The sequence below is a fragment of the Streptomyces sp. NPDC001970 genome, assembly GCF_053594115.1.
In genome coordinates this window covers 150,727-167,534 of record NZ_JBSFDW010000009.1, presented here as the reverse complement: position 1 = coordinate 167,534, position 16,808 = coordinate 150,727, and the positions used below count along the sequence as shown (strand labels likewise).

The window sequence follows — 16,808 nt, the reverse complement described above, 5'->3', positions numbered from 1 at the left end:
GCGAGGTTTGGAAGAGGAATCCTCCGCTCCTCATGCGGCTTCCGGAATGATCTCTTCCGTAATCCACAGATGACCGACACACCCTGTGGATAACTCCAGGGGATCATGCACTCCTGTGGACAACACGCCCCGAGTTCCGCACCCCACAACGGAAATGGGTCAAGCAAGAAGTGAGCCTTGCCCCATTTCGGGGATCGGCATCCCGTTCATTGACCGATGTCGCTCTCGATTTACCGCCGCTTTCCCCAATTCCGACAATTCGGTCAAAGTGACACGCAAGCAATATCAACTGGGGAGGCGGGAGCCCGCACCGGTAGCCTGGTGGGGTGATTGACCTTCGCCTGCTCCGTGAGGACCCCGACCGTGTTCGCGCCTCCCAGCGCGCCCGTGGAGAGGACGTCGCGCTCGTCGACGCCCTGCTCTCCGCCGATGAACGGCGCAGGTCGTCCGGCGTCCGCTTCGACGAACTCCGCTCCGAGCAGAAGTCGCTCGGCAAGCTCATCCCCAAGGCGTCCCCGGACGAGCGAGCCGAGCTGCTGAAGCGGGCCGAGCAGCTGAAGACCGACGTCAAGGCCGCCGAGGCCGAGCAGAACGAGGCCGACGAGGAGACCCGCCGGCTGCTGTTGCAGCTGGGCAACCTGGTCCACCCCGACGTCCCGATCGGCGGCGAGGAGGACTTCGTCGTCCTGGAGACGCACGGCACGATCCGTGACTTCGGTGCCGAGGGCTTCGAGCCCAAGGACCACCTGGCGCTCGGCGAGGCGCTGGGTGCGATCGACGTCGAGCGCGGCGCCAAGGTGTCCGGCTCGCGGTTCTACTACCTGACGGGCGTCGGCGCCCTGCTGGAGCTCGCGCTCGTCAACGCGGCGATCGCGCAGGCGACGGAGGCCGGCCTCACCCCGATGCTGACCCCGGCGCTGGTCCGCCCGCGCGCCATGGAGGGGACGGGCTTCCTCGGCCAGGCCGCGGAGAACGTGTACCACCTGGAGAAGGACGACTTCTATCTCGTCGGCACGTCCGAGGTCCCGCTCGCGGCGTACCACATGGACGAGATCATCGACGCCGACAAGCTGCCGCTGCGGTACGCGGGCTTCTCGCCGTGCTTCCGCCGCGAGGCCGGTACGTACGGCAAGGACACGCGGGGCATCTTCCGCGTCCACCAGTTCGACAAGGTCGAGATGTTCTCGTTCGTGGACCCGGACGACGCCGAGGACGAGCACAAGCGGCTCCTGGACTGGGAGAAGCAGTGGCTGACCAGCCTGGAGCTGCCGTTCCAGGTGATCGATGTGGCGTCCGGCGACCTGGGTGCGTCGGCTTCGCGGAAGTTCGACTGCGAGGCGTGGATCCCGACCCAGGGCAAGTACCGCGAGCTGACGTCGGCGTCGAACTGCGACAGCTTCCAGGCGCGCCGGCTCGCCGTTCGGCTGCGTGACGGAAAGCAGGTCAAGCCGCTCGCGACGCTCAACGGCACGCTGTGCGCCGTACCGCGCACGATCGTGGCCCTCCTGGAGAACCACCAGCTGGCGGACGGTTCCGTGCGGGTGCCCGAGGTGCTGCGTCCGTACCTGGGCGGCCGTGAGGTGCTGGAGCCGGTCGCCAAGTGAGTTCGGCCCGGTTTCCGTACCGCCTGATCGCCACGGACCTCGACGGGACGCTGCTGCGCTCCGACGAGACCGTCTCGCAGCGCACGCGCGACGCGCTCGCCGCCGCCACGGCGGCGGGCGCCGCACACATCGTCGTCACGGGGCGTGGCGTCGCATGGACCCGGCACATCCTGGACGACCTGGGCTACGAGGGGCTGGCGGTCTGCGGGCAGGGTGCGCAGGTCTACCACGCGGGCGAGCACAAGCTGCTGACCTCGGTGACCCTGGACCGGCAGCTGGCCGGGCTGGCGCTCGCCAAGCTGGAGGCGGAGGTCGGCCCGCTGGCGCTTGCGGCGAGCCGCGACGGCCTGCACGGCGAGGTCGTCGTCGGCCCCGGCTACCAGGTGCAGGAGGGACCGCTCCCGGTGGTGCCGTTCGACGACCCGGCGGAGCTCCTGTCCGCCCCGCTCAACAAGGTCTACGTCCAGCACCCGTCCCTCGGCGACGACGCCCTCGCCGCCGTCGCCCGTGAGACGGTCGGCAGCCTGGTGGACGTGGTGATGGCCGGTCCCGGCATCGTCGAGATCCTTCCGCTGGGCCTCAGCAAGGCCACCGGCCTCTCCCTGGCGGCCCGCCGGCTCGGCGTGAGGTCCACCCAGACGATCGCGTTCGGGGACATGCCGAACGACATCCCCATGTTCGCCTGGTCCGCTCACGGCGTGGCCATGGCCAACGCCCACGACGACCTCAAGGCCGTGGCCCACGAGATCACTGCCTCGAACGAACACGACGGGATCGCGATGGTGCTGGAGGAGCTGCTGGGCCGCTGAGGCGGTTGTGGCCGGACGTTCCGCCAACGCTCCCTGTTGTGGGAGTCGTTGTTGTAGGCAGTCGTTGTCGTAGGCAGTCGTTCCGCCGTGCTGGGGGCCTCGGACGATGCTCCGGGGGAGGGTGGGCGCGATTCCCGGTGCCGGGTGCGGCTACGCGCGGGGCGCCCACCCCGTACACAGGTTCTGCGGCCCGCTCAGGGCCACGCGGAGGATGCGCGGATCGAACGCGCGCGGGGTTGACCCCGACCACGGCTTAGCAAGCCGGTGCCTTACCTCTCGGCCAATCCTCCGGGAGGGCGGCCCGCGCACATGTGCGCGCTCGAAGCGGCCGCCCGGGCAGCTGTCCGCCGACGGCTCGACGGAGTCCGATGATTACTCCGAAGCCTGCCGCGCGCTGCCCTGCTGGGAGCTCGGCGGACTCGTACTCTCGGTCATCGCCGTGCCCCTCCCCGGTCTCGAAACGTCGTCGCACATATGCGCGACACTGTCTCGATCACTGTGCCCGTCCCGGCAGTTCCGCGCCACTGAATATCGGACGCAGCGCCTTCGGTCGTCAGCGCCTTCGGTCGTCAGCGCCGGCGCCGCCACCGCCGGCGCCTGCGCGCCCTGCTCCAGAACCACCCCGCGGGCGGCTCGTCGGAGCGCCACGGCTGCGGCTCGGGCGCGGACTTTCGCCAGCGGGCGGCGAGCATCCGGGCCCGCGCGGACGGCTCGGCGGTCTCGGCGGACCGTATGAAGTCCTCGTCGAGGACGAGTTCGTCCCAGGACTCCGCCCCGGGCTCCGGGTCCCGTTCCGGCTCGGCGGCCATGGCGTCTCCTCCTCCACCCTCCACCTCGTGCTTCCAGTGTCCCGGCCGGCCTGTCAAGCGGGCGTGAGAACGACGACGGGCCGGGCCGGGAGTGCCCCGGGGCCCGGCCCGCCGGCCGACCGGGGCGCGAGCCCCCCGGGGGCCCGCTACTCCTCCCCGGCCAGCTTGAGCGTCCGCAGCTTCTGTCCCGCGTAGCCGGTGGCCAGCACCGTCACGCCGGCCAGCAGCGCCACCGCGAGCGGCAGCCCGACGTCCGAGGCGATCATTCCCTCGCCGCCGATCTTCTCGGCGAGCGCCAGCGACCACTGCTGCACGCTGAGCGTGCGCGCTCCCGGCACCAGGCTGCCGAAGAGGGTCTCCCACACGAGCGCGTAGACCAGCCCGATCACGACCGCGTGCCGGCTGACCGTGCCGAGCAGCAGGAACAGCGCGCTGTACGCGATCGACGCGACCAGTGCCGCGACCGTGTAGGCCGTGGCGATCTGCTGGCCGTTCCCGTTCAGGATCAGTCCGGCCACCAGCGTGGGGATCGCGGAGAAGGCCATCGTCACGGCGATCGCCACGATGAGCTTGGTGATGATGATCGTCGGCCGCTTCACCGGCTTGGCGAGCAGGTAGACGATCGAGCCGTCGTCGATCTCCGGCCCGATCGCGCCCGTACCGGCGATGACGCCGATCAGCGGCACCATGGTCGCGATGGCGAAACCGCCCAGCACATCGGCGGCGATCTGGTCGTCCACCCCGTTGAACGCGCGCACCGAGGCCGCGATGAGCAGGAGCAGCCCCGGGAGGATGAAGAGGACCGCTGCCCGGCGCCGGCCGAGGAGGGCCCGGTAGGTGAGCCGGGCGACTGTTGGGTTGTACATGTCGATGGCTCCTTTCAGGCCGCTACGAGGTACGAGAAGACCGACTCGAGGGATTCGTCCGATGGCGAGACCGTCAGGAGGCGGATGGAGTGCTTGCGGGCGACCTTCGGCAGCAGTTCGGTGAACCGCCCGAAGTCGACGGCCTGGATCCGCAACGCGCCTTCCTGCAGATCCACTTCGATGCCGGCCGTCGACGGGTCGGCGATCAGCGCGGCGGCCAGCGCCCGGTCGTCGCTGGACCGGACGAGATACCGGTGCGGCCGGTCCGTCATCAGCCTGCGGATCCTGCGGAAGTCGCCGCTCGCCGCGTGCCGTCCCGCCACGATCACCTCGATGTGCGAGGCGAGTTGCTCGACCTCCTCCAGGATGTGGGAGGAGAACAGGACCGTACGGCCCTCGGCACCCATCCGCCGCAGGAGCTCCATCAGCTGCATCCGCTGGCGCGGGTCCATGCCGTTGAAGGGCTCGTCGAGGAGCAGCACACTCGGCTCGTGGACGAGCGCGGACGCCATCTTGACGCGCTGGCGCATTCCCTTGCTGTACGTCGCGATCTTGCGGTCCTGCGCGTACTCCATCTCCACGGTGGCGAGCGCGCGCTGGGCGGCCTTGGCGCCGAGTCCGTGCAGTTCGGCGTTGGCGACGACGAATTCCTGTCCGGTCAGGAAGTCGTACATCGCCTCGCGCTCGGGCACGACGCCGATCTGCCGGTACACCGCTTCGTTGCGCCAGATCGGCTGCCCGTCGAGGGTGACGCTGCCCGTGGAGGGAGCGAGAAAACCACCCATCATGTTGATGAGTGTGGACTTGCCGGCCCCGTTGGGGCCGAGGAGTCCGGTGACGCCCGGGCCGATGGTCATGGTCACGTCGTTGACGGCGACGACGTTGCCGAACCAGCGCGAGGTGTGGTCGATGTTGATGGTGGTCACAGCCCGACCTTTCGGTAGCGGCGCATCAGCACGGCGTACGAGCCGAGGATGAGTGCGAGGACGACCAGCAGATAGACCGTGCCGGCGCCGGTGTCCGGTCCCTGTCCGCCGGGGAAGGAGGAGGTCGCGTCGAGGAAGGCCGTCTGCACACCGTCGATGAGCGTGATGGGTGAGAAGAGTCCCAGCCACTGCACCGCGCCGCCGGATCCGGTCTCGAGTGCGATCGCCTGGACCGTGGAGACCGCCCCGTAGGTGATGGTCAGGGTGGCGATGACGGCGGCGACGCCGAAGCCGCGGCGCGGGGTGAGCGCGGCCATGACGAGGCCGAGGCCGCCGAAGAGCAGCGAGAGGAGTGCCACGGAGACCAGTCCCTGTGCGAATCCCTTGGTCTGGTCGGAGAAGTCCATCTTCGCCAGCAGCGAGCCGATGTAGAGGATCAGCACCGGTGCGGCGGTGAGGACGAACAGCGCCGAGGCCATGGCCCCGTACTTGGCGAGGACGTAGTCGATGCGCTCGATGGGCCGCGAGAAGTAGAGGGGCACGGTCTTGAAGCGCAGGTCCCGGGAGACCGACTGCGGGGCCTGGGCGGCCAGGAAGAGGCCGATCACGGCCTGCGTGACGATCGCGTAGCGCGTGTAGTCGAGCGGCAGTTCCTTCATCTTGGTGGCGACCGCGACGGCGACGATGATCGCCGCGGGCAGGCACATCACCGCGAACAGGATCATCGGCAGTACCTTGGACTTGGCGCTGCGGCCCAGTCCGTACGCGCCGCGCAGCGACTGCGAGTAGAGCGAGCGGCGGGCGTAGGCCCGGCCGAGGCGGGTTCCCTCGTAGTTGCGGTATCCGATGTTGTGGATACGGGTGGTCTCGACATGCTGCGTGCTCATCGGGCCGGCACCTCCAGGGGCTGTGCGCCTTCCGCCTGCTGGGGCCGGAAGACCTCCGCGATGTGGTGGCGGCGCTGTTCCATCCGAACGAGACCGAGGCCGAGGGCGGCGACGGTGTCGCGGACGGTGTCGTAGGTCTCCTCGCCGGTCGCCTCCAGCAGGAGGATGTGGCCGGCTCCCGGCAGCCCTTCCTCGACGCCCGCGTGCAGCGTGATGCCGGCGGCCGTGAGGGCCTCACGGAGTGCCGCCGTCCCGTCGGGGTGGGTGTCGGAGTCGGTGACCTCGACCGCGAGGGTGGTCGTGATCTGGGTGAAGTCGCTGGTGGAGCTGGAGCGCAGCAGCGTGCCGCCGTCCACGACCACCACGTGGTCACAGGTGCGCTCGAGCTCGCCGAGCAGATGGGAGGTGACCAGGACCGAGATGCCGAAGTCGGTGTACACGCGGCGGATCAGGCCGAGCATCTCGTCGCGGCCGACCGGGTCGAGACCGTTGGTGGGCTCGTCGAGGAGCACCAGCTGCGGGTCGTGGACGAGTGCCTGCGCGAGCTTGACGCGCTGTTTCATGCCGGTGGAGTAGCCGCCGATGGGGCGGTACCGCTCCTCGTAGAGGCCGACGTGGCGCAGCGTGTCGGCGGTGCGTTCGCGCGCCGCGGTCGGGGGGAGTCCGGACATGCGCGCCATGTGGACGACGAACTCGGTGGCCGAGACGTCGGGCGGCAGGCAGTCGTGCTCGGGCATGTAGCCGACGCGCTCGCGGATGGCGGCGCCGGAGGTGGCGACGTCCAGGCCGAGGACCTCGGCCCGGCCTTCCGTGGCGGGGGACAGACCCAGCAGGATCTTGATCAGTGTGGACTTGCCGGCTCCGTTGGCGCCCACGAGTCCGGTCACGCCGGGCCCGATGTCCAGGGAGAGCCGGTCAAGCGCGGTCACCCGGGGGAACCGCTTGCTCAGGCTTTCGGTCACGATCACAGTCACGGTTCGAAGGTAGTGGCGCACACCACAGGCGGCGTCAACCCTGACGGCTGGTTCCGCATCCGACTCCAGGCGTACGGACCCGTAGGGGGGCAAGGCCGGAGGAGGAGCCGGCCGGGGTTGTCCACAGGCCTCGTGCACGACTCTTGACGCAGCCGCCGAGCATTGTCACATTCATCAGTGTCAAGTTACGACCACGTACCGCACATGACGAGGGACGGACGGTGGCATGGCCGGCATGACCTCAGCAGTGAAGACGGAGCGCGAGGCGGAGCTGCGGGGGTTCCGGGAGGTGCAACGCCTGGCGTACGAGTGCGCGGAAGCGGTCGCCGCGCAGCTCAAGCCCGGTGTGACCGAGCGCGAGGCGGCGCGGATGCAGCGGGAGTGGCTGCGTGAGCGCGGCGTGCGCGACTGGTTCCATCTGCCCTTCGCCTGGTTCGGGGACCGCACGGCGTTCGTCGGCTTCCGGATACCGCTGCAGTTCTTCCCCACCGACCGGAAGCTGGAGGCGGGGATGCCCTTCATCCTCGACATGGCTCCGGTCCACAAGGGCTTCACGGCCGACATCGGGTATTCGGGCTGCCTGGGCCTCCATCCCGTGCACGACAAGCTGCTCGCCGACCTCCGGGCGCACCGCGAGCTGATCCTGCGCGAGGTGCGCGAGCGCCGCTCGCTGCGCGAGATCTACGAGGACGTGGACCGGCTGATGGTCCGGCAGGGGTATGCCAACCGCCATCGCGCGTATCCCTTCGGCGTCATCGCCCACAAGGTCGACCGGGTCAGGCAGCGCTCTTGGTCCCCGACGCTCTTCGGGTTCGGCACACAGTCGCTGAAGGGGCTCGCGAGCGACGCCCTGCACGGCCACCGGGACGGCTGGTCCCCCCTGTGGTCGCCGTACAAGTTCTCCGACCACCCGCCCCGGCCGGGGCTCTGGGCGGTCGAGCCGCACCTCGGTTTCAGGGGTACGGGCGCGAAGTTCGAGGAGATCCTGGTGGTCACCGACTCCAGGGACCCTGAGCAGAGCGCATTCTGGCTGGACGACGATCTGCCGCACGTGCGGCGCTGGGCGGATTCGTGAGCGGCGAAACGCGAGGCCGCCGGGCCGCGGACAGCAGCGATGGCCGCGCCGCTGCGCCGCGCGGGCGAGGATGGGAGCACCCCCTGGCCGGGGGCTCCGGGGAGATCAAGGGCGGAGGGTCAGTGATGGCGTTGCAGGGCGCGCGCGAGCGATGGGTGCGTACGGGCGGGATCAAGCTCTGCGTCGCGGAGCTCGGTGACGAGACACAGCCGACGGTGCTCCTGGTGCACGGATACCCGGACAGCAAGGAGGTGTGGTCCGAGGTCGCGGCCCGGCTGGCCGAGCGTTTCCACGTCGTGCTGTACGACGTCCGGGGGCACGGCCGCTCCACCGCGCCGGTGCCGCTGCGCGGCGGGTTCACCCTGGAGAAGCTGACGGACGACTTCCTGGCGGTCGCGGACGCGGTCAGCCCGGCCCGGCCGGTGCATCTGGTCGGTCACGACTGGGGGTCCGTGCAGTCCTGGGAGTTCGTCACGGTGAAGCGGACCGAGGGCCGCATCGCCTCGTTCACCTCGATGTCCGGGCCGTCGCTCGACCACTTCGGACACTGGATCAAGCAGCGCATGACCCGGCCCACCCCGCGCCGCGTCGGTCAGCTCCTCGGCCAGGGCGCCAAGTCCTGGTACGTGTACATGCTGCACACGCCGGTGCTGCCCGAGCTGGCCTGGCGCGGACCGCTCGGCAAGCAGTGGCCGAGGATCCTCCAGCGGATCGAGAAGGTGCCCGGCGGTGACTACCCGACCGCGTCGCTGCCGTCCGACGCGGCACACGGCGCCTGGCTCTACCGCGACAATGTGCGCGCCCGGCTGCGCCGCCCCCGCCCCGACGCGTACGCCCACGCGCCGGTCCAGCTGATCACCCCGACCGGCGACGCCTTCCTGTCCGAGCGGCTCTACGACGACCTGGGCCGGTGGGCGCCCCAGCTGGTGCGCCGCACGCTGCCGGCCAAGCACTGGGTCCCGCGCACCCGCCCCGACCGGCTGGCCGCATGGATCACGGAGTTCGTGACGGCGACCGAGGACGGCAGACCGGCCCCTGCGAGTGCGGCGACCGGTCGGTACGCGGAGCGCTTCGGCGGTCAGCTGGTGCTGGTGACGGGTGCGGCCAGCGGCATCGGGCGGGCCACGGCCTTCGCCTTCGCCGAGGCGGGGGCCCGGATCGTCGCCGTGGACCTGGACGCGGAGGGGGCGGCCAGGACTGCGGAGCTGGCCCGGCTGATCGGCGCGCCCGCGGCCTGGGGCGAGTCGGTGGACGTCGGCGACGAGGGGGCGATGGAGAAGCTCGCAGGGAAGGTCGCCGCCGAGTACGGGATCGTGGACGTGCTGGTCAACAATGCGGGGATCGGCCTCTCGGGCTCGTTCCTCGACACCACGAGCGAGGACTGGCGCAAAGTCCTCGACGTCAATCTGTGGGGTGTCATCCACGGCTGCCGGATCTTCGGCAGGCAGATGGCCGAGCGCGGCCAGGGCGGCCACATCGTCAACACCGCGTCGGCCGCCGCGTATCAGCCCTCCAGGGCTCTGCCCGCGTACTCGACGTCGAAGGCCGCGGTGCTGATGCTCAGCGAATGTCTGCGGGCGGAGTTGGCCGAGCAGGGGATCGGGGTCTCCGCGATCTGCCCGGGGATGGTGAAGACGAACATCACGGCGACCGCGCGCTTCGCCGGTGTCTCCGACGAGGAGCAGGAGCGCCGGCAGAAGAAGTCGTCCCGGCTGTACGGACTGCGCAACTATCCGCCGGAGAAGGTCGCCGACGCGATCCTGCGCGCGGTCGTGAAGAACCAGGCGGTGGTGCCCGTGACACCGGAGGCCCGCGGTGCGCACCTCTTGTCCCGCTTCACCCCCAGGACCCTGCGGGCGATAGCGCGGATGGAGCCACCGCTGTGAGCGGCCACCATGCGATCCCGCCGCGAAGGGTGGCGTTCGACCGACGCGCGACCCCGCTGGACAGGATCCCGCACGAGCCGACCACCAACCCCCACGCATGCCCTCACCCGGTATCGGCCGCCGCGATTCCTCGATACGTCCGGCGGTCGTACGATCCCTCGCAGGAAGGGCGCGGCGCCAGGTGGTCGAGTATCTCGCCATGCCGCCGGCGGCCCGTGCGGCAGCGGGGGCCGCGGGGCGCGCCGCCATGGGTCAGTAGGGAGTGATCGTGTCCGGGGAGTCGGCAGCCGAGTACCGGATCGAGGACCTGGCCCATCACAGCGGGGCCACGGTCCGGACGATCCGCGCCTACCAGGACCGCGGACTGCTGCCCAGGCCGGAGCGGCGCGGCCGGTCCAATGTGTACGGGGACGCCCATCTGGCCCGGCTGCGGCAGATCGCCGACCTCCTCGACCGGGGATACACGCTGGCGTCCATCAAGGAGCTGCTGGAGGCCTGGGACGCGGGGCGCGGGCTCGGCGGGGTGCTCGGACTGGTCGCCGAGGTCCATGGGCCCTGGACGGACGAGGAGGCGGACCGGATCACCCGCGCGGAGCTGGACGAGACCTTCGGCGGGAAGCCGGACGAGGAGGCCATCGCCGAGGCGGTGGAGCTCGGTGTGCTGGAGCGCATCCCGGGCCGTGACGACGAGTTCCTGGTGCCGAGTCCCCAGGAGCTCGCGGTGGCGGCCGAGTTGTACGCGGCGGGCGTTCCTCTGCCGGCAATCTCCGGTCATCTATGGGAACTTCGCGGGCAGGTCGAGCACATAGCCTCCCGTTTCCTGGAGTTCACGACCGAGCATGTCTTCGCCCGCTACCTCGGCCATCGGCCGCCGACGGATGCGGACGCGGCTGAGGCAGCGGCCATGGTGCGGCGGCTGAGGCCGCTCGCGCAACAGACCGTCGATGCCGAACTTGCCCGGGCGATGCGGCTGTTCGCGACCCGTCACCTGCAGCATCACCTGGGCGCGGAGGGGCCGCTCGATCTCGGCGACGAGCCGCGTCCGGTGGCACTGTCGGCGGCCACGATCCGGGCTGTGCACCGGCTGGTTGGCCAGGAGAACGCGGAGGCGTTCATCACGGCGGCGACCGAACGGGAGCTCCAGGCACGGACATTGGACGCACTCGCACCAACTTTGGAGAAAGGGAGCGATGTTGAGCAAATGCAATGAGGCACACGGAGGTTGTCCACAGGAACGCCAATTCTCCTTGTGGATAACGGACTTGGCTGTGGATCAAACGTGTGGATCATTGTCGTCCGGATGAAAACCGCGTGGCGCCGAACCGACGCCACGGGCACTCTGACGGCATGGACAAAAACGACATGGACGAAGACGGCGAAGATCACATGGCCGGAATGGACGACAAGCGCACCGTCAAGGTGTCGAAGTACCTCTCGAAGCATCTGAGACATCAGCCCGAGCGGATCGGCATCACCCTGGACGCGAACGGCTGGGTCACGATCGACGCGCTCATGCGGGCTGCGGCCGCGCACGGCTTCCGCTTCACCCGCGCCGAGCTGGACCACGTCGTCGCCGTCAACGACAAGCGGCGCTTCACGATCGACGGCGCCCGGATCCGGGCCAATCAGGGCCACACCGTCACGGTCGACCTCGACCTGCCGGTCGCCGAGCCGCCCGCGTACCTGTACCACGGCACGGTCGCCCGCAGCCTGGACGCCATCCGTACGGAGGGCCTGCGCCCCATGGCCCGCCACCATGTCCATCTCTCACCGGACCGCGAGACCGCGACCCGCGTCGGCGCCCGCCGCGGCCGCCCGATCGTCCTCTCGGTGGACGCGGGCGCGATGCACCGCGCCGGCCATGTGTTCCACGTCAGCGCCAACGGCGTCTGGCTCACGGACGGGGTCCCCCCGCAGTTTTTGCGCTTCCCCGGCTGACCTGCGGTTTCCTCGGGGCTTCCCCGGGTCGTCCCAGTTGACCCACGCCCTCTCCGCGGCTGGACAGGGAAACCGACAGGCCCCCGTACGCTGGAGGACATGACGTCTCCTCTGCGCCTCAGCACCGTGATCCTTCCCGTGCACCGCTGGAACGAGGGGGGCCGGGCGCTCTGGCAGCGGGCCGAGGAGCTCGGTTTTCACGCCGCGTACACGTACGACCACCTCGCCTGGCGGACCTTCCGCGACGGGCCGTGGTTCGGTGCCGTCCCCACGCTGACCGCCGCCGCCGCGGCAACGGACCGGCTGCGCCTCGGCACCCTCGTGACCTCGCCGAACTTCCGGCACCCGGTCACCCTCGCCAAGGAACTGATCACCCTCGACGACATCTCCGGCGGCCGCATCACCCTCGGCATCGGCGCCGGCGGCAACGGCTTCGACGCGACGACGCTGCTGAGGAGCGACGAGGAGCCCTGGACCCCGCGCGAGCGCGCGGACCGGTTCGGTGAGTTCGTACCGCTGCTGGACAGGCTGCTCCGCGAGCCGGCCGGGACCACGTACGAGGGCCGCTTCTACTCCGCGTCCGAGGCACGGAACGTGCCCGGCTGCGTCCAGCGCCCGCGGCTGCCCTTCGCCGTCGCCGCCACCGGCCCACGCGGGCTGAAGCTCGCCGCGCAGTACGGGCAGGCATGGGTGACGACGGGCGACCCGAAGCTGTACGAGACGGGCACCCCGGAGGAGTCGGTCGAGGCCGTCGCCGGGCAGCTCACCAAGCTGGGCAAGGCCTGCGCCGAGGCCGGCCGGGACACGGCCGAGCTCGACAAGATCCTCCTCACCGGCTTCACGCCGGAATTCAATCCGGCCGTCTCCGCTCCCCGGCAGGGCCGTCCGCTGGAGTCCCTCGACGCCTTCGTCGACTTCGCCGGCCGGCACGCGGAGCTCGGCTTCACCGAGATCGTCGTCCACTGGCCCGTCGCGGACTCGGTCTTCGCGGCGGACCGGGAAGTCTTCGAGCGGATCGCGACCGAGGCCCTGGCGCAGCTGGGCTGAGCACCGGGGCAGCCGGGGGCGCATGCGGATGTGCGCCCACTCGCACGCCCGTACGGCAGGTACGGGAGAATGCCTCTGTGACCTCAGCTAACGATCCTCTCCCGCTCCCCGCCACCGTCCGGCTGATCGCCACCGATCTCGACGGCACCCTGCTGCGCGACGACAAGTCCGTCTCGGACCGCACCGTCGCGGCGCTCGCGGCCGCCGAGGAGGCCGGCATCGAGGTCTTCTTCGTCACCGGCCGCCCGGCCCGGTGGATGGACGTCGTCAGCAATCATGTCCACGGTCACGGCCTGGCGATCTGCGCCAACGGCGCCGCGGTCGTCGACCTCCACGCCGGCGGCAAGCTGCTCCAGGCACGTCCGCTGGAGCGGGAGACCGCGCTCGATGTGGTCAGGACGCTGCGCGACGCCGCGCCCGGCACGTCGTTCGCGGTCGAGCTGAGCACGGGCATCCACTACGAGCCCGACTACCCGCCGTTCCATCTCGACCCGGGCGCCACCGTCGCCACCGCCGAGAAGCTGCTCCACAAGGAGGGCCCGGACTCCGACGCGCCCGTGCTCAAGCTGCTCGCCCACCACGCGGAGCTGACCCCCGACGGGTTCCTCGCCCTGGCCCGTACGGCCGCGGGCCATCTGGCCTCGTTCACCCGCTCCAGCCCGACCGCACTGCTGGAGATCAGCGGCCTGGGCGTGTCCAAGGCCTCCACGCTCGCGCTGTGCTGTGCGCAGCGCGGGATCTCGGCGGACGAGGTCGTCGCGTTCGGGGACATGCCCAACGACGTGGAGATGCTGACCTGGGCCGGCACCTCCTACGCGATGGGCAACGCCCACCCCGATGTGATCACCGCCGCTTCCGGGCGGACCGTCGCGAACAACGAGGACGGCGTCGCGGTCGTCATCGAGCAGATCCTGGCGGCGCGCCTCGCGTAGGCCGCGCCAACGCCGCACCGGGCCCGGGCCGGGTCCGCCCCAGGGCCCGGCCCGCTACAGCCAGACCCCGCGTTCGCGCAGCCAGGGCACCGGATCCACCCCGGACCCGAGATACGGCGTCAGCCGCACCTCGAAGTGCAGGTGGGGCCCGGTCGAGTTCCCGGTGGTGCCCGCCTGCCCGACCCACTGGCCGGTTCGCACCCAGTCCCCCTGGTCGACGGTGACCGCGGCGAGGTGCGCGTACTGCGAGTACCAGCCGTTGTCGTGCTCGACGACGACCTGGATGCCGAAACCGCCGCCGCAGGACACGGAGACCACCCGGCCCGCGCCGACCGACCGCACCGGCGTACCGATGGGGACGGCGAAGTCCTGCCCGGTGTGACGGCGTGCCCAGCGTTCACCCGCGCTGTCGAATCCGGCCGACAGCGTGTAGTCCTCCACGGGTGCCACCCAGTTCGGCCCGTCCGGCAGCGGCGGCTCGTCGAGCCGTACCGCTCCGGCGCACTGACCGGCGGCCGCGCTGCGGTTGGCCTCGCCCTGGAGCGTCCACTGCGCCGACTCCAGCTTGGTCTCGATGGACTGCTTGAGCCATGCCAGCCGCTCGGTGCGTGCTTCGAGGTCGAGCCAGGCGGCGCGGGCCCGCTCTTCGGCCTGACTCGCCCGGCGCTCCGCCTCCTTGGCCTGGCCGAGCAGCCGGTTCACCGCCAGCTCCGCCTTCCAGGCCAGCTCCCATCCGCGCATCATGACTTCTGGCTCGTCAGCGAGCAGCAGCCTCGCGGTGAGCGCGAGGTTGCCGCCGGTGCGGTACTGGGCGCGGGCCACCTCGCCGATCTTGTCGTGTATGTCGGAGAGTTCACGACGGTGCTCGGCCAGCCGCCACTGGAGCCGCTCGGTGCGCGCCCGTTCGATCTCCGCGGCGTGCAGGCCGCGCTGATAGGACTGGGTGGCCTTCGCCGCCTCCTCGAACAGCCGGGCCACTTCGGCACTCGTCGTGGGCCCGTCGTTGGCGGCGGCCGGTGGCGCGGCAAGGGCCGGCAGCAGGCACAGCAACGACACGATCAGAATCCGTTGCCAGTCGCGGTGTTGGTGACCCATGCTCGGATCGTCACATCCGATTTGCCCCATGTGCGACATATAGATGGTGTCGTACGGCCAACCGGCCCAGTCCGGCCGGGGCCTGGGAGCCCGTCAGGCTTCCAGCTGATCGCGGCCCGCGGCCGCCACCCCGCGCGGCTCGAGCGGCGCCTCCCAGATCACCCTCGTACCGCCGCCGCCCTCCGCGATCCCCGGCTCGCACCAGCTCGAGCCGCCGAGCGACTCGGCACGCCGCCGGAGGTTGCGCAGCCCGCTGCGCCGCCCGCCCTCGGGAATGCCCACACCGTCGTCGGCGACCGAAAGGCGCACCCCCCGTGTGCCTGAGCCGGCGTCACCGTCGCCGCCACCCCGGCCAGTACCCTCGCCGGCGCCGTCACTCTCGCGGGTGGCCTCGCCGGAAGCGTCCCCCAGTCGTACGGTCGCGTCGACGACGACCTCGATACGGGTCGCCTCGGCATGCCGGAACACGTTGGACAGCGCCTCCCGCAACGCCGCGATCAGGTTCTTGCCCGTCAGCTCTCCGACCACCGAGTCGACCGGCCCGACGAAGCGGTGCGAGGGCTTGAACCCCAGCGGCACGGCCGCCATGTTGATCTCCCTCAGCACGCGCGTACGCAGCCCGGACGGCGCCTCCGCCGGACCCTGCTGCAGCGCGAAGATGGCCGTGCGGATCTCCTGGATGGTCACGTCCAGTTCGTCGACCGCCTTGCCGACGCCTTCCTGCACGGCGGGCGCGAGCGACTGCCGCTGCGCGCTCTCCAGCATCATCCCGGTGGCGAACAGCCGCTGGATCACGAGGTCGTGGAGGTCTCGGGCGATACGGTCGCGGTCCTCGTACACGGCGAGCCGCTCCCGGTCCCGCTGCGCCTCGGCCATCATCAGCGCCACCGCGGCCTGCGAGGCGAACTGGGTGGCCAGCGTGCGTTCGGTCTCGGTGAACTGGCGTGCACCACGCGCCCTCGGGGTGGCCAGCGCGCCGAGCACCCTGCCGCCGCTGTGCAGGGGCAGGAGCATGACCGGCCCGTAGTCGCTCACCAGCCGGGTGACCATGCGCGAATCGGTGGCGGCGTCCGCGACGAACACCGCCTCACCGGCGAGGAGCGACGCAACGGCCGGACTCTCGGCGGGCGCGACCGCGCCTGGACGAACGGAGGGCTGCGACGACGAGACGGCGACGATCTCCAGGCCGCCTTCGCCGGCCGGGAGCAGCACGATCCCGGCCGCCGCGTCGGCGAGCTTGCGCGCCTGCTCCGCGACGACGGCGAGCGCGTCGTCCGCGTCACCGCCGGCGAGCAGAGCGGTGGTGACGGCGACCGAGCCGTCGATCCAGCGCTCGCGCTGCCGCGCCGCCTCGTACAGCCGGGCGTTGCCGATCGCTATGCCCGCCTCGGTCGCGAGGACCCGAAGCATGTGGACGTCGTGGTCGGTGAACTCGCCCCCGCCACGCTTCTCCGCCAGATAGAGATTGCCGAAGATCTCGCCCCGGACCCGGATCGGTACCCCGAGGAACGTCCGCATCGGCGGATGGTCCGGCGGGAATCCGGCGCAGCGCGGGTCCTTCGTCAGATCGGTGAGCCGTATGGACTCGGGCTGGTGCGTCAGCGCGCCGAGGAGCCCCTTCTGCCCGTCGGGCGGGTGCCCGATCCGCCGCGCCACGTCCTCGGGAACGCCGTACGTGACGAAGTCGGACAGGCCCCGGCCCTCCTCGTCGACGACGCCGATGGCGGCGTAGCGGGCGTCCCCGAGCTCCGCTGCGGTGGCGCAGATCCGGTCGAGGGTGGAGCGCAGCTCCAGGCCCGTGCCGATGGAGCGCATCGCTTCGAGCAGCTGGGGAACGCGGGCGGTGAGCTCGGTGGACAGGCCCTGGAGGCTGCGGGTCGCCTGCGTGGCGGCTTCGATCGGGCCCGAGGGCTCCTCGGGGCCCGTCGGCTCCCTCTTCTCCGGGGCTGTCATGCCCTTG

The 16,808-nt window shown here is 70.8% G+C and carries 15 protein-coding genes and 1 tRNA gene; 8 read left to right on the top strand and 8 right to left on the bottom strand.

Annotated features, from left to right (window positions below; all coding sequences use genetic code 11):
* The first annotated feature begins 326 nt into the window (after positions 1–326).
* Complete coding sequence (gene serS / locus ACWCP0_RS14400) at positions 327–1,604, top strand: serine--tRNA ligase (RefSeq protein ID WP_451079121.1); 1,278 nt, start codon at positions 327–329, stop codon at positions 1,602–1,604.
* Positions 1,601–2,413, top strand: a complete 813-nt coding sequence (locus ACWCP0_RS14395) for an HAD family hydrolase (protein WP_451079120.1) — start codon at positions 1,601–1,603, stop codon at positions 2,411–2,413. The genes serS and ACWCP0_RS14395 overlap by 4 nt, the downstream gene beginning before the upstream one ends.
* Before the next feature lie 205 nt (positions 2,414–2,618).
* Here the strand turns inward: ACWCP0_RS14395 and ACWCP0_RS14390 are convergent.
* The 6 genes from ACWCP0_RS14390 to ACWCP0_RS14365 form a co-directional block, all read right to left on the bottom strand.
* A tRNA-Ser gene (locus ACWCP0_RS14390) sits at positions 2,619–2,703 on the bottom strand.
* 279 nt (positions 2,704–2,982) lie between these two features.
* A complete protein-coding gene (locus tag ACWCP0_RS14385; protein WP_451079119.1) occupies positions 2,983–3,222 on the bottom strand; it encodes an SGM_3592 family protein in 240 nt (79 codons plus the stop codon).
* A 146-nt stretch (positions 3,223–3,368) separates the two neighbouring features.
* A complete protein-coding gene (locus tag ACWCP0_RS14380) occupies positions 3,369–4,088 on the bottom strand; it encodes an ABC transporter permease (RefSeq protein ID WP_351230642.1) in 720 nt (239 codons plus the stop codon).
* Positions 4,089–4,102: 14 nt separating this feature from the next.
* Entirely contained in the window at positions 4,103–5,014 is a 912-nt protein-coding gene (locus ACWCP0_RS14375) for an ABC transporter ATP-binding protein (RefSeq protein ID WP_451079118.1), read from the bottom strand.
* Positions 5,011–5,901 (bottom strand): ABC transporter permease, encoded by an 891-nt coding sequence (locus tag ACWCP0_RS14370; protein ID WP_451079117.1) that lies wholly within the window; start codon positions 5,899–5,901, stop codon positions 5,011–5,013. Before ACWCP0_RS14370 ends, ACWCP0_RS14375 begins: the two co-directional genes overlap by 4 nt.
* Positions 5,898–6,869, bottom strand: a complete 972-nt coding sequence (locus ACWCP0_RS14365; protein WP_451079182.1) for an ABC transporter ATP-binding protein — start codon at positions 6,867–6,869, stop codon at positions 5,898–5,900. The genes ACWCP0_RS14370 and ACWCP0_RS14365 overlap by 4 nt, the downstream gene beginning before the upstream one ends.
* Positions 6,870–7,110: 241 nt before the next feature.
* Between ACWCP0_RS14365 and ACWCP0_RS14360 the strand changes: the two genes are divergently transcribed.
* The 6 genes from ACWCP0_RS14360 to ACWCP0_RS14335 all read left to right on the top strand — a co-directional run bounded on the left by ACWCP0_RS14360 (position 7,111) and on the right by ACWCP0_RS14335 (position 13,753).
* Entirely contained in the window at positions 7,111–7,950 is an 840-nt protein-coding gene (locus tag ACWCP0_RS14360; protein WP_451079116.1) for a M24 family metallopeptidase, read from the top strand.
* Positions 7,951–8,075: 125 nt separating this feature from the next.
* Positions 8,076–9,836, top strand: a complete 1,761-nt coding sequence (locus ACWCP0_RS14355) for an SDR family oxidoreductase (protein ID WP_451079115.1) — start codon at positions 8,076–8,078, stop codon at positions 9,834–9,836.
* A 268-nt stretch (positions 9,837–10,104) separates the two neighbouring features.
* The gene (locus ACWCP0_RS14350) at positions 10,105–11,046 is read left to right on the top strand and encodes a MerR family transcriptional regulator (RefSeq protein WP_451079114.1); all 942 of its coding nucleotides are present in this window, start codon (positions 10,105–10,107) and stop codon (positions 11,044–11,046) included.
* A 185-nt stretch (positions 11,047–11,231) separates the two neighbouring features.
* On the top strand, positions 11,232–11,774 hold the full coding sequence (locus ACWCP0_RS14345) for an RNA 2'-phosphotransferase (RefSeq protein WP_451079181.1): 543 nt from the start codon (positions 11,232–11,234) through the stop codon (positions 11,772–11,774).
* A gap of 99 nt (positions 11,775–11,873) precedes the next feature.
* Positions 11,874–12,821, top strand: a complete 948-nt coding sequence (locus tag ACWCP0_RS14340) for an LLM class flavin-dependent oxidoreductase (protein WP_451079113.1) — start codon at positions 11,874–11,876, stop codon at positions 12,819–12,821.
* A 77-nt stretch (positions 12,822–12,898) separates the two neighbouring features.
* Complete coding sequence (locus tag ACWCP0_RS14335) at positions 12,899–13,753, top strand: Cof-type HAD-IIB family hydrolase (RefSeq protein ID WP_451079112.1); 855 nt, start codon at positions 12,899–12,901, stop codon at positions 13,751–13,753.
* A 54-nt stretch (positions 13,754–13,807) separates the two neighbouring features.
* Here ACWCP0_RS14335 and ACWCP0_RS14330 read toward each other — a convergent pair whose 3' ends face one another.
* Together ACWCP0_RS14330 and ACWCP0_RS14325 are read right to left on the bottom strand one after the other, a co-directional pair.
* Positions 13,808–14,848 (bottom strand): M23 family metallopeptidase, encoded by a 1,041-nt coding sequence (locus tag ACWCP0_RS14330; protein WP_451079111.1) that lies wholly within the window; start codon positions 14,846–14,848, stop codon positions 13,808–13,810.
* Between the two features lie 93 nt (positions 14,849–14,941).
* Positions 14,942–16,801: a sensor histidine kinase gene (locus ACWCP0_RS14325; protein WP_451079110.1), complete on the bottom strand. Its 1,860-nt coding sequence runs from the start codon at positions 16,799–16,801 to the stop codon at positions 14,942–14,944.
* Between the last annotated feature and the right edge of the window lie 7 nt (positions 16,802–16,808).

What these genes read in the sequence shown, in the direction of transcription:
- ACWCP0_RS14330 (WP_451079111.1), bottom strand. Translation starts at nt 14,848, where the DNA reads ATGGGTCACCAACACCGCGACTGGCAACGGATTCTGATCGTGTCGTTG.
- ACWCP0_RS14360 (WP_451079116.1), top strand. Translation starts at nt 7,111, where the DNA reads ATGACCTCAGCAGTGAAGACGGAGCGCGAGGCGGAGCTGCGGGGGTTC.
- ACWCP0_RS14340 (WP_451079113.1), top strand. Translation starts at nt 11,874, where the DNA reads ATGACGTCTCCTCTGCGCCTCAGCACCGTGATCCTTCCCGTGCACCGC.
- ACWCP0_RS14325 (WP_451079110.1), bottom strand. Translation starts at nt 16,801, where the DNA reads ATGACAGCCCCGGAGAAGAGGGAGCCGACGGGCCCCGAGGAGCCCTCG.
- ACWCP0_RS14355 (WP_451079115.1), top strand. Translation starts at nt 8,076, where the DNA reads ATGGCGTTGCAGGGCGCGCGCGAGCGATGGGTGCGTACGGGCGGGATC.
- ACWCP0_RS14380 (WP_351230642.1), bottom strand. Translation starts at nt 4,088, where the DNA reads ATGTACAACCCAACAGTCGCCCGGCTCACCTACCGGGCCCTCCTCGGC.
- ACWCP0_RS14385 (WP_451079119.1), bottom strand. Translation starts at nt 3,222, where the DNA reads ATGGCCGCCGAGCCGGAACGGGACCCGGAGCCCGGGGCGGAGTCCTGG.
- ACWCP0_RS14345 (WP_451079181.1), top strand. Translation starts at nt 11,232, where the DNA reads ATGGACGACAAGCGCACCGTCAAGGTGTCGAAGTACCTCTCGAAGCAT.
- ACWCP0_RS14370 (WP_451079117.1), bottom strand. Translation starts at nt 5,901, where the DNA reads ATGAGCACGCAGCATGTCGAGACCACCCGTATCCACAACATCGGATAC.